This window comes from Mesorhizobium sp. LSJC280B00 (assembly GCF_000502835.1).
Lineage (GTDB): Bacteria > Pseudomonadota > Alphaproteobacteria > Rhizobiales > Rhizobiaceae > Mesorhizobium.
Map to the genome: position 1 here is coordinate 362,786 of NZ_AYVL01000002.1, position 12,902 is coordinate 375,687.

The 12,902-nt window shown below is 62.1% G+C and carries 16 protein-coding genes; 10 read left to right on the forward strand and 6 right to left on the reverse strand.

Annotated features, from left to right (window positions below):
* Positions 1-138: 138 nt before the first annotated feature.
* The gene (gene murI, locus X773_RS44065) at positions 139-951 is read left to right on the forward strand and encodes a glutamate racemase (protein WP_023674704.1); all 813 of its coding nucleotides are present in this window, start codon (positions 139-141) and stop codon (positions 949-951) included.
* A gap of 76 nt (positions 952-1,027) precedes the next feature.
* Positions 1,028-1,216 (forward strand): DUF3008 family protein, encoded by a 189-nt coding sequence (locus X773_RS44070; protein WP_023674705.1) that lies wholly within the window; start codon positions 1,028-1,030, stop codon positions 1,214-1,216.
* 90 nt (positions 1,217-1,306) lie between these two features.
* On the opposite strand, the gene X773_RS44075 is transcribed toward X773_RS44070, so the two are convergent.
* Positions 1,307-1,519, reverse strand: a complete 213-nt coding sequence (locus X773_RS44075) for a hypothetical protein (protein WP_023674706.1) — start codon at positions 1,517-1,519, stop codon at positions 1,307-1,309.
* Positions 1,520-1,899: 380 nt separating this feature from the next.
* On the opposite strand from X773_RS44075, the gene rpsD reads away from it, so the two are divergent.
* From rpsD to X773_RS44095, 4 genes are all read left to right on the forward strand, one after another.
* Positions 1,900-2,517 (forward strand): 30S ribosomal protein S4, encoded by a 618-nt coding sequence (gene rpsD / locus X773_RS44080; RefSeq protein ID WP_023674707.1) that lies wholly within the window; start codon positions 1,900-1,902, stop codon positions 2,515-2,517.
* 152 nt (positions 2,518-2,669) lie between these two features.
* Positions 2,670-3,557, forward strand: a complete 888-nt coding sequence (gene ttcA / locus X773_RS44085) for a tRNA 2-thiocytidine(32) synthetase TtcA (RefSeq protein WP_023674708.1) — start codon at positions 2,670-2,672, stop codon at positions 3,555-3,557.
* Complete coding sequence (locus X773_RS44090) at positions 3,547-4,368, forward strand: inositol monophosphatase (protein WP_023674709.1); 822 nt, start codon at positions 3,547-3,549, stop codon at positions 4,366-4,368. The genes ttcA and X773_RS44090 overlap by 11 nt, the downstream gene beginning before the upstream one ends.
* A 49-nt stretch (positions 4,369-4,417) precedes the next feature.
* Positions 4,418-4,825 carry a hypothetical protein gene (locus X773_RS44095; protein WP_023674710.1) on the forward strand — a complete coding sequence of 136 codons (408 nt, stop codon included), beginning with the start codon at positions 4,418-4,420 and terminating at the stop codon, positions 4,823-4,825.
* 18 nt (positions 4,826-4,843) lie between these two features.
* Here the strand turns inward: X773_RS44095 and X773_RS44100 are convergent, their stop codons facing one another.
* A complete protein-coding gene (locus tag X773_RS44100; RefSeq protein WP_023674711.1) occupies positions 4,844-6,088 on the reverse strand; it encodes a multidrug effflux MFS transporter in 1,245 nt (414 codons plus the stop codon).
* A 162-nt stretch (positions 6,089-6,250) separates the two neighbouring features.
* Positions 6,251-6,586 carry a Grx4 family monothiol glutaredoxin gene (gene grxD / locus X773_RS44105; RefSeq protein WP_023674712.1) on the reverse strand — a complete coding sequence of 112 codons (336 nt, stop codon included), beginning with the start codon at positions 6,584-6,586 and terminating at the stop codon, positions 6,251-6,253.
* 162 nt (positions 6,587-6,748) lie between these two features.
* Between grxD and X773_RS44110 the strand changes: the two genes are divergently transcribed.
* Positions 6,749-7,555, forward strand: a complete 807-nt coding sequence (locus X773_RS44110) for a phosphodiester glycosidase family protein (RefSeq protein WP_023674713.1) — start codon at positions 6,749-6,751, stop codon at positions 7,553-7,555.
* A 12-nt stretch (positions 7,556-7,567) separates the two neighbouring features.
* Here X773_RS44110 and X773_RS44115 read toward each other — a convergent pair whose 3' ends face one another.
* The 3 genes from X773_RS44115 to X773_RS44125 all read right to left on the reverse strand — a co-directional run bounded on the left by X773_RS44115 (position 7,568) and on the right by X773_RS44125 (position 11,686).
* Entirely contained in the window at positions 7,568-7,801 is a 234-nt protein-coding gene (locus tag X773_RS44115; protein ID WP_023674714.1) for a BolA family transcriptional regulator, read from the reverse strand.
* 86 nt (positions 7,802-7,887) lie between these two features.
* Complete coding sequence (gene purL, locus X773_RS44120; RefSeq protein WP_023674715.1) at positions 7,888-10,125, reverse strand: phosphoribosylformylglycinamidine synthase subunit PurL; 2,238 nt, start codon at positions 10,123-10,125, stop codon at positions 7,888-7,890.
* Positions 10,126-10,273: 148 nt separating this feature from the next.
* Positions 10,274-11,686: a PLP-dependent aminotransferase family protein gene (locus X773_RS44125; RefSeq protein WP_023674716.1), complete on the reverse strand. Its 1,413-nt coding sequence runs from the start codon at positions 11,684-11,686 to the stop codon at positions 10,274-10,276.
* A gap of 93 nt (positions 11,687-11,779) precedes the next feature.
* Here X773_RS44125 and X773_RS44130 point away from each other — a divergent pair, with 93 nt between their 5' ends.
* The 3 genes from X773_RS44130 (at position 11,780) to X773_RS44140 (ending at position 12,899) form a co-directional block, all read left to right on the forward strand.
* On the forward strand, positions 11,780-12,031 hold the full coding sequence (locus tag X773_RS44130; protein WP_023674717.1) for a DUF1127 domain-containing protein: 252 nt from the start codon (positions 11,780-11,782) through the stop codon (positions 12,029-12,031).
* A 210-nt stretch (positions 12,032-12,241) separates the two neighbouring features.
* Complete coding sequence (locus X773_RS44135) at positions 12,242-12,499, forward strand: type II toxin-antitoxin system prevent-host-death family antitoxin (protein ID WP_245274625.1); 258 nt, start codon at positions 12,242-12,244, stop codon at positions 12,497-12,499.
* 97 nt (positions 12,500-12,596) lie between these two features.
* A complete protein-coding gene (locus X773_RS44140) occupies positions 12,597-12,899 on the forward strand; it encodes a hypothetical protein (RefSeq protein WP_245274623.1) in 303 nt (100 codons plus the stop codon).
* The last annotated feature ends 3 nt before the right edge of the window (positions 12,900-12,902 follow it).

Genomic DNA, 12,902 nt, shown 5'->3' on the forward strand with positions numbered 1-12,902 from the left:
CCATGATGGTTCCAGATAGAAGCGGCCGGGATAAACCATCATTGGCCGAAGCAGAAAGCATGGGCCGGGCCTTCCCTCGTGATCTCGTTTGTGATTCCCAGCCCTTAGTGACTCCCAGCCCTTAGTGACTCAATGACAATGACCGATCCATCGAGCGCCCGTCCGATCCTGATGTTCGATTCCGGCATTGGCGGCCTCACCGTGCTGCGTGAGGCGCGCGTGCTGATGCCTGACCGCCGCTTCGTCTATGTCGCCGACGACGCGGGGTTCCCCTTCGGCGGCTGGGAGGAGCCGGCGCTGAGAACACATATCCTGGAGTTGTTCGCCAGGCTGCTCGACCGGTTTTCGCCGGCCATTTCGGTCATCGCCTGCAACACCGCCTCGACACTGGTCATCGATGCCTTGCGCGAGAGGTTTCCCGGCCGCCCTTTCGTCGGCACCGTGCCGGCCATCAAGCCGGCGGCGGAACGCACGCGCTCAGGTCTGGTTTCGGTGCTGGCGACGCCCGGCACCGTCAAGCGCCAGTACACGCGCGATCTGATCAGCAAATGGGCGCAGAAATGCCATGTCCGCCTGGTCGGCAGCGACAGGCTGGCGGGATTGGCCGAAGCCTATATGCGCGATGGTTTTGTCGACGAGGACGCCGTGCGCGCAGAGATCGCGCCGTGCTTCGTCGAGCATGACGGGCTGCGCACCGACATCGTCGTGCTTGCCTGCACCCATTATCCTTTTTTGGCCAACCGCATGCGCAAGACAGCACCTTGGCCGGTCGACTGGCTCGACCCGGCCGAGGCGATCGCACGCCGCGCGCTGTCGCTGCTTGCCGATACCGAGGCCGCTTATCGCAGAGAGGCACTGCCGGAAGGCGCCGACCTCGCGTTCTTCACCTCGAACAGCGCCGATTTTCCGACGCGCCGGCTGATGCAGGGATTTGGCCTGACGATATCCTGACCGCAAGCAATTTTCGCTTTGGGAACATCACACCAGACAATGCGTTTTCCTCTCATCGGAAACGGGAGAAACCATCATGCCAGCCACCTCAAAAGCCCAGCAGAAAGCGGCCGGCGCGGCATTGTCAGCCAAGCGCGGCGAGACCAAGAAGGGCGCGCTCAAAGGCGCGTCGAAGGGAATGTATAAATCCATGAGCGAAAAACAGCTCGAGGAATTCGCCGAGACCAAGCGCAAGGGCCTGCCGGAAAAGAAGTCGAAACACTGATCGACTGGCCATTCTGACGGCGGATGCCGGTCAATAAAAGGCCCGCGGCTGAACCGCGGGCCATGAAGTCTCAGCGGGCGAGGGCGAAAATTACCAGTTCCAGCCCCACCCGCAGCGCCGCACTTTGTAGCGGATCACCTTGCGATGACCGTGGCGCCACACCACCTTCTTCTTGACCACGATGCGGCAGACCTGGTGATGCCTATGCCCGTGCCAATGCCGGGCCTGCGCCGGCTCGGGCGCGACCGCCATCGTGCCGGCCATCACCGCGGCGCCTACCAACGTAAGGAAGAACTTCTTCATGCGAATTCCAGCTCCTCTGAGTTCAGTCCCTTCCTGATGCCGCTGGCGCAACCTCCCGCCACATCCGGCACGTTCTACAACCGTAACACTATCCGGTTCGGCGATTCGCGCCAGCCAGAAGCTTGACAGCGGTTAAATCTCCGTTTAACCAGCCCACCAACACCGGGCCGCAATGCCCGGTGGTTTTCTTTATGTGTGCAAGACGTTTGGGAAGCCGGTTTTACTTTCCCTATGTCTTGTTTGAAATGACGTGTCCCGTGGGTTTTCCGTCGCGTTGCGTGGAAAACCCTGTCAGGTCTCGAAAACGGAGGCCAGAGGAGGGCGCGTTTCCTTCACGCGGACCATGAGGTCCCGGGTGTGTTGTTTTGAAAGGGAATGCGATGAGCAAGCGCGAATCCGCGAAGTACAAGATCGACCGCCGTCTTGGCGAAAACATCTGGGGCCGCCCGAAGTCCCCGGTCAACAAGCGTGAATACGGCCCCGGCCAGCATGGCCAGCGCCGCAAGGGCAAGCTTTCCGATTTCGGCCTGCAGCTGCGCGCCAAGCAGAAGCTGAAGGGCCACTATGGCGACGTTTCGGAAAAGCAGTTCCGCAAGGTCTATGAAGAGGCGGACCGCCGCAAGGGCGACACCTCGGAGAACCTGATCGGCCTGCTCGAATCGCGCCTCGACGCGGTCGTCTACCGCGCCAAATTCGTGCCGACCATCTTTGCGGCGCGCCAGTTCGTCAATCACGGCCACATCAACGTCAACGGCAAGCGCGTCAACATCGGCTCGTACCGCTGCAAGCCGGGCGATGTCATCGAAGTGCGCGAGAAGTCGAAGCAGCTGGTCATCGTGCTGGAATCGGTGGGCCTGGCCGAGCGCGACGTGCCCGATTATATCGAGGCCGATCACAACAAGATGACCGCGGCTTTCACGCGCATCCCCGGCCTGGCGGACGTTCCGTTTGCCGTGCAGATGGAACCGAACCTGGTTGTCGAGTTCTATTCGCGCTGATCGGCGCGTTCGTCACGACACAACCGAAGGCCGCCCGTCCAGGCGGCCTTTTCTTTCTTCGTCCTTTTCCGGGACGTGATTCGGAAATCGATTTCGATTTTCGATCCGATGCGCTACTGCGGGCGGCAACAGGACTTTAGGGCCGACGCGCCGTGAACATGCAGCCAGACGCCAAAACGCTTGACCCGATCGCCGACGCCGAAGGCGGCTTTCATCCTCTGTTTGCCGATGTGCCGTCCTCCGTCGAGTTCAACAAGCTGCGCAAGCGGCTGTTGCGGCTTGCCCGCCAGGCGATCGACGATTTCGCCATGGTGAGACCCGGCGACCGTTGGCTGATCGCTCTGTCGGGCGGCAAGGATTCCTACGGCCTGCTCGCCGTGCTGCTTGATCTCAAATGGCGCGGGCTGCTGCCGGTCGAGCTGTTGGCCTGCAATCTCGACCAGGGCCAGCCGAACTTTCCCAAGCACATATTGCCCGATTATCTCGACAGCTATGCCATTCCGCATCGCATCGAATATCAGGACACTTATTCGGTGGTCACCGACAAGCTGGCCGAGGGCAGCACCTATTGCTCGCTGTGCTCGCGGCTGCGGCGCGGCCATCTCTATCGCATTGCCCGCGAGGAGGGCTGCTCGGCGCTGGTGCTCGGCCACCACCGCGAGGACATACTGGAAACCTTCTTCATGAACCTGTTCCATGGCGGGCGCTTGGCCGCCATGCCGCCGAAGCTGCTCAATGACGAAGGCGATGTCATGGTGCTGCGGCCGCTCGCCTATTGTGCGGAAGCCGATCTCGAGAAATTCGCTGGCGCCATGAAATTCCCGATCATTCCGTGTGATCTGTGCGGTAGCCAGGAAGGCCTGCAGCGCAACGCCATGAAGGCGATGCTCGACGACATCGAGAAGCGCATGCCCGGCCGCAAGGACACGATGATCCGCGCCATGACCAATGTGCGGCGTTCGCATCTGCTCGACAGGAAACTGTTCGATTTCGCCGCCCTCAATGAAACCCTCACCACCAGGCGTCCCGATGACATTTGACGACAGCGCGATCGACTGGCTTGCCGACCTTCTGTCGGAAGCCGCCGTCGCCGAGATCATGCCGCGCTTTCGCCGGTTGAGCGAGGGCGACGTCCGTCGCAAGACCTCGGCCGCCGATCTCGTCACCGAGGCCGACGTCAATGCCGAACGGCTCATCACCGCCAGGCTGCGCCAGCGTTATCCCCACGCAATGATCGTCGGCGAGTGCTCAGACGACCCGACGCTGCTCGACGGTCTCGGCGACGCCGAACTCGCCTTCGTCATCGACCCGGTCGACGGCACCTTCAACTTCGCCTCCGGCGTGCCGCTGTTCGGCGTCATGCTTGGCGTCGTGATCAAGGGCGAGACGGTCGCCGGCATCATTCACGATCCCGTCGGCAAGGATTGGCTGATCGGCGTTAGTGGCGCCGGCAGCCATATCCGCCATGCCCATGGCAATCTGGAAAAGGTCCATGTCGCCAAACCGGCGCCGATGTCGGAAATGACCGGTGCGGTCTCATGGCACTATGTGCCCGAGCCGGACCGCTCACGTTTGGCGCGCAACCAGACCAAGTCGCTATCGCAGTTCAACTATCGCTGCGCCGCCCACGAATACCGCCTGCTGGCCAGCGGCCACGGCCATTTCGTCGTCTACAACAAGCTGATGCCTTGGGACCACCTGGCCGGCGTGCTGATCCATGCGGAGGCGGGCGGCCATGCCGCGCGCTTCGACGGCAGCGCCTATCTGCCGTCGCATGTCGGAGGTGGCCTGCTGGTCGCGCCGGACCGGGAGAGCTGGCGGGAGCTGCGCCGCGAGCTCTGGGCGGAATAACTCTTCGCTGCCAAAGTTGTCCAATCTTGTGCGAAACCGGAGATCTCGAATGAAACCTCGGTCCGCAATTGTTGCAACGGCCTTTGCCCTTGCCTTGGTTGCCGGTGTCAATGAAGCAAGAGCTGGGGAACGCGCATGTCGCAGTCCCGACTCCGTCGACACCATAGACGAGATGTTCTCCGCGATCTTCGCCTGTTGGAAGCCGCCGCGCGGAAGCGCGGGCATGACCCTGACGCTGCAGTTCTCAATTCGCCGAAACGGCACGCTTATTGGCAAGCCGCGCGCCACTTTCTCCCATCTAGGGGACGATGGTCCGCTCAACCGGGCCTTCGTGGCTTCCGTCCTCGAGGCGCTCGACAAGGCTCTTCCACTGCCCGTTTCGGACAGCATGGGTGGAGCAATCGCAGGACGTACGCTGTTCCCTCGCTTCACCGCGGTCAGTGAGGGTGCATCCTAGGCGCACGCGCAATGGGCATTAGACCGGCGGGTTATGCGGCTGGAACAGTCTGCCGCGCTCGGCCAGCAGGATCATCAGCAGCGCCGCCACCGACACGCTGCAGAACCCGGCGGCCAGCGGCGTCACCGTGCCGTTGAAGGCTTGGCCGATCAGCGTGCCGAGAATGCCGCCAAGAAATGTCTGCATGAACCCAAGGATCGACGACGCAGTGCCGGCCAGGTGCCCCAGCGGCTCCATAGCGAGCGCGTTGAAGTTCGCGCCGAGCGCGCCGAACGGGACCATGGCGCAGGCAAAGAAGGTAATGAAGAGCCAGAGCGGCATCTTCATTTCGATGGAAACGACCAGCCAGGCAAGGCTGATTGCCAGAAACAGCAGCAGCGCGCTTTGCGACAGGCGGCGCATGCCGATACGGCCGACGAGGCACGAGTTGAGGTAGTTCGAAAAAGCAAGCACGCCGGCAACCCCCGCGAAGATGACGGGGAACATCTCGCCGACATTGAACACGCTGACATAGATCTGCTGGGCTGAGGCGATGAAGCCGAACATGGCGCCGAAGATGAAGGTGCTGGCGAAGGCGTAGCAGAGCGCGATGCGGTTGGTGAGAACGATGCGGAAGCCGCCGATGATGGAGGACAGCGTCAGCGGCCGGCGATATTCGGGGTGTAGTGTCTCGGGCAGGCGCAGCAGCGACCAGGCGGACACGATCAGCGCGCCGGCTGCCATGGTGACGAAGATCACATGCCAGGTCGCAAACAGCATGATGAACTGGCCGATACCGGGCGCCACCACCGGAATGGCCATGAACACCATGAAGATCAAGGACATGACTTCGGCCATGCGCCTTCCGTCGAACGTATCGCGCACGATCGAGACGGCAATGACGCGCGTCGCCGCCGCACCGATGCCTTGCACGGCCCGGCATAGCAGAAGCGTGGTGAATGACGGGGCGATTGCCGCAGCGCCGGCCGCCAGGACGTAGATCACCAGCCCTGCGACAAGCGGCGCGCGGCGCCCGAAGCGGTCCGAGATCGGCCCGAAGAACAGCTGTCCGCCGCCAAAGCCAAGGATATAGGCGGTGACAACATATTGCCGGTGGTTTTCATTTTCGATGCCAAGCGAAGCGCCGATCTGCTGCAGCGCCGGCAAAATAATGTCGATGGCCAGCGAATTGAGCGCCATCAGCGCCGCGCACAGCGCAATGAATTCCCAGCGCGGAATAGGCAAGGTGCTTGCCTTTTGCTGCGCTTGTGCTTGCTGATCCACGGCCAGTCCGATCCTCAAACGAAAATGCGCCGGCTGGCCGACGCATCCATTCGTTGATTGCCCGATAATGGGCAGAACTTTTTGCCAAGGTGGGGGCTGCCCCGGCGCTTAGCGCATGACCCCCGAAAATCGCAGGCGGAAGGTCATACGCAGAAACAGAAGTCAGGCGGCGCCTTTGACGCTGACGCCCTTTTCGACGAGGAAGGTCTGCAATTCGCCCGCCTGGAACATCTCGCGGATGATGTCGCAGCCGCCGACGAACTCGCCCTTGACGTAGAGCTGCGGGATGGTCGGCCAGTTTGAATAGTCCTTGATGCCTTGCCGCAGTTCGGCCGACGTCAGCACGTCGACGCCCTTATAGTCGGCGCCGATATAGTCGAGGATCTGCACGACCTGGCCGGAAAATCCGCATTGCGGGAAGCCGGGCGTGCCCTTCATGAAGAGAACGACGTCGTTGCCCTTCACTTCATTGTCGATGTAGTCGTTGATGCCGCTCATGGAATACCCTTTCATGCCTGTGGGAGTCAGGCTCGAACATTACCCTTCAAATAAACCCATGGGTTGCGCGAAACAAGATGTTTGCCGCCTTGCCATGCAAATGGCGCAAAGGAACGTCTGATCTTGTGCCAAGCCGTTGGCCACCATCTTTCCCGAGGCGCGATGAAAAGACGATATCTCGCCGGGTTCCTCCTCGCCGTTCTGCTCGCCGCACTGGCCTTGATCTGGTGGGCCAGGTCGCCGAGACAACTACCCCTCGTCGTCGGCGGTGAATTGCCAGCGCCGTGCCGCGACGCGAGCTTCGAGGCGGTCGCGTATGTCGTCTGCGAGATCGATCTGCGCCACTATGACATCGGTGTGTTCCACGCAGGCCTTGACGGCAAGGCTTTCGGTTCACTGGACAAATTCGACAAGGCGATGGCGGATCAGGGCCGGCCGGTGCTGCTCGCGATGAATGCCGGCATGTATCACCAAGACCTGACCCCAGTCGGCCTTCTCGTCGAAGACGGCCGGGAGAAGGCGCCGATCAACGTCGCCGACAGCGAAGGCAATTTCTTCCTGAAACCGAACGGCGTCTTCCTGGTCCGCAAGGACGGCAAGGCGGCGGTCATGGAGACAAGCGCCTATGCTGCGACCAGACTGGACGTGATGTTTGCCACGCAATCCGGCCCGATGCTGGTGATCGACGGCCGGCTTCATCCCCGCTTCGAGCAGAACGGCACATCGCGCTATATCCGCAACGGCGTCGGCGTGCGTGACGAAAACACTGTCGTGCTGGCGATCTCGCGCTCTGAGGTCAGCCTCGGCAGCTTCGCGCGGCTATTCCGGGATGCGCTCGATTGTCCCAACGCGCTTTTCTTCGACGGGGTCGTTTCGGCGCTGTCGAACGGCGAGCGGATGATTGTGGGTGGAAAGTATCCGGCGGGGCCGATCATTGCCGTGACCGGTAAGAAGCTTGCGAGCCGGTAACTGCAAGAGAGCTCAGTCCGGCACGCTGGTCTGCAGGGCAAGCGCGTGCAGTACGCCGCCCATGTTGCCCTTCAGCGCGTCATAGACCATCTGGTGCTGCTGGACGCGGCTTTTGCCGCGAAAGCTTTCGGCCACAACCTCAGCCGCATAATGGTCGCCGTCGCCGGCCAGGTCGCGAATCGTCACCTTGGCGTCCGGAATGCCTTCCTTGATCAGCCGTTCGATGTCGTGGGCGTCCATTGCCATGTGAGGATTCCTTGTTCAGGTCGTGATCTCATAGATATGGTCGAAATGGCGGATGAACCACAGGGAAAGGGGCCCACTCGATCACATCACGGGTCCACGACCTCATTTGCCATGAAGCGAGGGAACCAGGATTCGTGGGCGGCGGTCAATTCGCTGACCGGTATCGCACGCGCCTCGCCCAGCTTCAGTTCGCTGCCGCCGGTCGAGCCGATCCACGGCGCAAAAACGCCGAGCTTGTTTTGCTGTTCGCGAATGGCGTCCCATTGCTCGCTCTGCGGGTCGATCGACAGCGTCAGCAGATAACGGCCCTGGTCCTCGCCGAACCAGACCGGGATCGGATCTGCACCGATCAGGCCGGGAATGGTCGCGCCGATGCCGGAGGCCATCGCCATCTCGGCCAGCGCCACCGCGATGCCGCCATCGGAAACGTCATGCGCCGCGGTAACAACACCGGAGGCGATCAGTGCCCGCACATGGTCGCCGACCCGCTTCTCGTGGCCGAGATCGACCGGCGGCGGCGGGCCGTCGGCGCGGCCAAAGATGTCGCGCATATAGACCGACTGGCCAAGATGCGAGCCCCATATCGTCGGGGCGCCGACCAGCACGATCATCTGGTCTTCGGCGGCAAAGCCGATGCGCACCATTTTCGACCAGTCGGCAATCAGACCGACGCCGCCGATGGTTGGTGTCGGCAGGATGCCCTGTCCGTTGGTCTCATTATAGAGGGAGACGTTGCCGGAGACGATCGGAAAGCCAAGCGCCCGGCAGGCATCGCCGATGCCTTTCACAGCACCAACCAGCTGGCCCATGATCTCGGGCCGTTCCGGATTGCCGAAATTGAGATTGTCGGTGGCCGCGAGCGGCAGAGCGCCGGTGGCGGTAAGATTGCGCCAGCATTCGGCAACCGCCTGCTTGCCGCCCTCGTAAGGGTCGGCCTCGCAATAGCGCGGCGTCACGTCGGAGGAGAAGGCGAGCGCCTTGGTCGGATGACCGTCGACGCGCACGACACCGGCGTCGCCGCCGGGAAGCTGCAGGGAATTGCCCTGGATCAGCGTGTCGTACTGCTCCCACACCCAGCGGCGCGAGGAAAGGTCCGGTCCGCCCAGCAGCTTGAGCAGTGCGTCGGCCACATCGGTTCGCGGTGCATCGCCGGCCAGCGGCGCCGGCTTCTTCGGCTCGACCCAGGGACGGTCATATTCCGGCGCCTGGTCGCCGAGATCCTTGATCGGCAGATTGGCAACCTCGTCGCCCTGATGCAGCACGCGAAAGCGCAGATCGTCGGTGGTCTTGCCGACGATGGCAAAGTCGAGGCCCCATTTGTGGAAGATCGCCTCGGCCTGTTTTTCCTTTTCGGGGCGCAGCACCATCAGCATGCGCTCCTGGCTCTCCGACAGCATCATCTCATAGGCGCTCATGCGCTCTTCGCGCACCGGCACCTTGTCGAGGTCGAGCTCGATGCCGAGGTCGCCCTTGGCGCCCATCTCGACCGCCGAGCAGGTGAGGCCAGCGGCACCCATGTCCTGGATGGCGATAACGGCGCCGGACGCCATCAGTTCGAGGCAGGCTTCGAGCAGGCATTTTTCGGTGAAGGGATCGCCAACCTGGACCGTGGGCCGCTTCTCGTCGATCTTGTCGTCGAACTCTGCCGAGGCCATGGTGGCGCCGCCGACGCCGTCGCGCCCGGTCTTGGCGCCGAGATAGACGACCGGCAGGCCGACGCCCTTGGCCTCGGACAGAAAGATTGCGTCCGTCTTCGCGAGGCCCGCGGCAAACGCATTGACCAGGATATTGCCGTTGTAGCGGGCGTCGAAATTGACCTCGCCGCCGACCGTCGGCACGCCGAAGGAATTGCCGTAGCCGCCGACGCCGGAAACGACGCCGGCAACCAGATGCCTGGTTTTGGGGTGGTCCGGCGCGCCGAAGCGCAGCGCGTTCATCGCCGCGATCGGTCGCGCGCCCATGGTGAAGACATCGCGCAGGATGCCGCCGACGCCGGTCGCGGCACCTTGATAGGGCTCGATGTAGGAGGGGTGGTTGTGGCTCTCCATCTTGAAGACGACGCAGTCGCCGTCGCCGATATCGACCACGCCGGCATTCTCGCCCGGGCCCTGGATGACTTGCGGCCCGGTGGTCGGCAGCGTGCGCAGCCACTTCTTCGAGGATTTGTAGGAACAATGCTCGTTCCACATCGCCGAAAAAATACCAAGTTCGGTAAAGCTCGGTTCGCGCCCGACCAGGTCGAGGATGCGCTGGTACTCGTCGGGCTTCAGCCCGTGCGCGGCAATGAGTTCAGGAGTGATCGGCACGGAATTGGAAATGGTCATGATCGGCAATTGTGTCCTTGGGATCGAGTCCCGTCTTATCGCAAGCGTTGCAGCCGATACACCCCGTTGGATGACTAAAACGATGGAAAGCAACAGCTGACCGCAAGTAGCGAAAGATCGCCACTCGACCCGCCGGTTTCAAGCCGGTTCAAGAAAAGCTGTCGTAGCCGGCGCGGCCTTCGTCCAGAAGCCGCCGGATTACCGCGACCCCGTGCGCGATATCGTCCCGCTGTCGCGGTTGCGAGATGCCAAACCGCACGCCGTGAAAGGCCTGTTCGGAACGCCCTGCCTTGAACTCGTCCTCGTCGTCGATGAGCACGCCATGTTCGAGGCAGGCCTGCTTGAAAGTGCCGGAAAGCCATGGGTCCGGCAAAGTGAGCCAGACGAACGGCACGTTATCCAGCGCCTTGAAATCGAAGCCGTCGAGTGTCTCGCGCACGATCGCGATGCGCGCACCGATCTCGGCAATGCTGCGCTTGCGCACCTCAGCGGCCTGACCGGACAGCACCAGCCGGCTGCCCACCTCCGCCAGCAGAAAGGGCAGGCCGCCCGTCATCATCTTGTGGGCAACCCGGATGCGGTGACGATAGGCCGGCGGGCAAGCGAGCCAGCCGCCGCGAACACCCGCCGCAACCGATTTCGACAGGCCGCCGGCAACGATGGTCCGTTCGGGAGCATATTCGGCCATTAAAGGCGTTGGGTCATCGGTCAGTCCGCCATAGAGATCGTCCTCGATCAGGACGACGTTATATTGACGGGCGACATGCGCGATTGCCTCGCGGCGCGATGCCGACAGCGTTGTCAGCGTCGGGTTCTTGGCCGTCGGCATCAAAAACATCATCTTCGGGTGCTTTTGTGCGCAGACGCGCTCGAAATCCTGGGGATCGATGCCCTCGTCGTCAGTCGCCACCAGTGCGGTCCGGCGACCGATCAGGCCGGCACTGCGCGAGATCTGCGAATAGGTGAGGTGCTCGAAGACGACATAGTCGCCGGGGGCGGTGAGCCCCGCAATGGTTGCCATCACTGCGGCGTGGGTGCCGAGCGTGGGAACGATTGCATCCGCCGCCGGGCGATAGGAATTTCGCGACAGCCAGCGCCTGCCCGCTTCGAACCAGCGGTCCGGGAAATCACGAGTATAGCTTGAAATCTCATGCGGATGGTCTTGCGCCGTGCGTGTCAACACGTCGGCGACGATGGCACCCTGGCCGACGTCCGGTGCGGCCGTGCTATCGAAGCGCAGCTTGTTGCCGGGCGCATCCATATAGCGCGTGCCTTGTTCGACCGGCACCAGGAAATCCGGCTTTGCGCTCTCCGACTGTTGAGCGATGACATAGGTTCCGCGGCCGACCTCGCCGCTGACCAATCCCCGCTCGCGCAGCAATTGATAGGCCCTGCCGATCGTGCCGACGGTCGTGCCGATGTCGTATGCCAGATCGCGCTGCGGCGGCAGCTTTGCCCCTGCACCGATCAGGCCGCGGTCGATGTCCGTCTCGATGGAATCAGCAAGCCGCTGATAGAGCGGGCCGGTGCCGGCGGTAAGGTCTGGAAGCCAAGTTGTCATGGTGACAATTTTTTACATTGCACCGAAATGAGAGTCAATACATGTGAAGCGGGCCGTACGAAAAGGCACAATTGCAATCTTGGCAGAAAGAAAATGGGTACAATAGAGACAATCCGCTACGCCGCAGTTGAATTGCAGGTGCAGGTGGCGCGCCCGCCGGGCAGGCCAACCTATGTCAGTCGGCTGGTGCGTACGCTCAGATCCTTCGCGAGGTGGATCGACGGGTTAATGGATCGCCGGCGCAGCCGGCTGGTCCTGCTCGAGATGACTGACGACCAGCTCAAGGACATCGGTATCTCGCGTTGCGATGCCCATCGTGAGGGGCTGAGGGCGTTTTGGGACTGAGAAGCAGCCGGATGCTCCGTCTCGAACGTCGCGTGGCATATCGGCGGTTAGACGAGAGCGTCAATATCGACATCGGAACCAACGCGATCTTCTTCATCACTGAGATACCATCCTCCTTCGTGCCCTCACAGCATTCGCTCGCGACGTCTCCAGTGAATAGGGGTATTGCTGAAAATAGCTAATTCCCTTATTTTCGGGATAACGAAGGAGATGACCGTGGCAAGTTTCACCCTCACAGATCTCGGCAACAAATCCGGCGAGGTTGTTGAGGCCGCGTTCCGCGGCCCTGTTGACATCACCAAGCGCGGCAAGCGCAAGTTCGTTCTCCTGACGGCAGAGCAGTTCGACCGCATCACCAGTCGCAGCGCGCAACGGGCACACCGCGTCGAGGATCTGTCGGCCGAGGAACGCGACAGGCTTCTAACCGGCCTCGACGCAGTCGCGCGAGATGATGTTCGGGATGACTGAACCCGGCCACGGACAGATCATTCTCTATTCCTATTTGTGGGCAAGGGAATATGACCGGGGCGAGGAAAGCGGACGCAAGGCGCGGCCGACTTGCGTTATGCTGATCGTTGCCGGCAAGAATGGCCGCAAGCAGGCCCTGCTCTTTCCAATCACGAGCCAGCCGCCACGACCTGGCGCGCACTATGTTGAGATTCCTGAGACCGAGGCCCGCCGCGCCACCCTCTTTACCCCAGCCTGGGTTATCGTCGACGAATTCAACACCGATGATCTCGCGACGAGCTGGGCGCTCGAAGATGCCAAGCCGCTCGGCCAATTCACGCGCAAGTTCATGTCACGGATCGCTGGCGAAGCTGCTGCGGCGATCCGTGCAGGCGCCGCGCGAACCGTGCCAAGACGCTAAAGG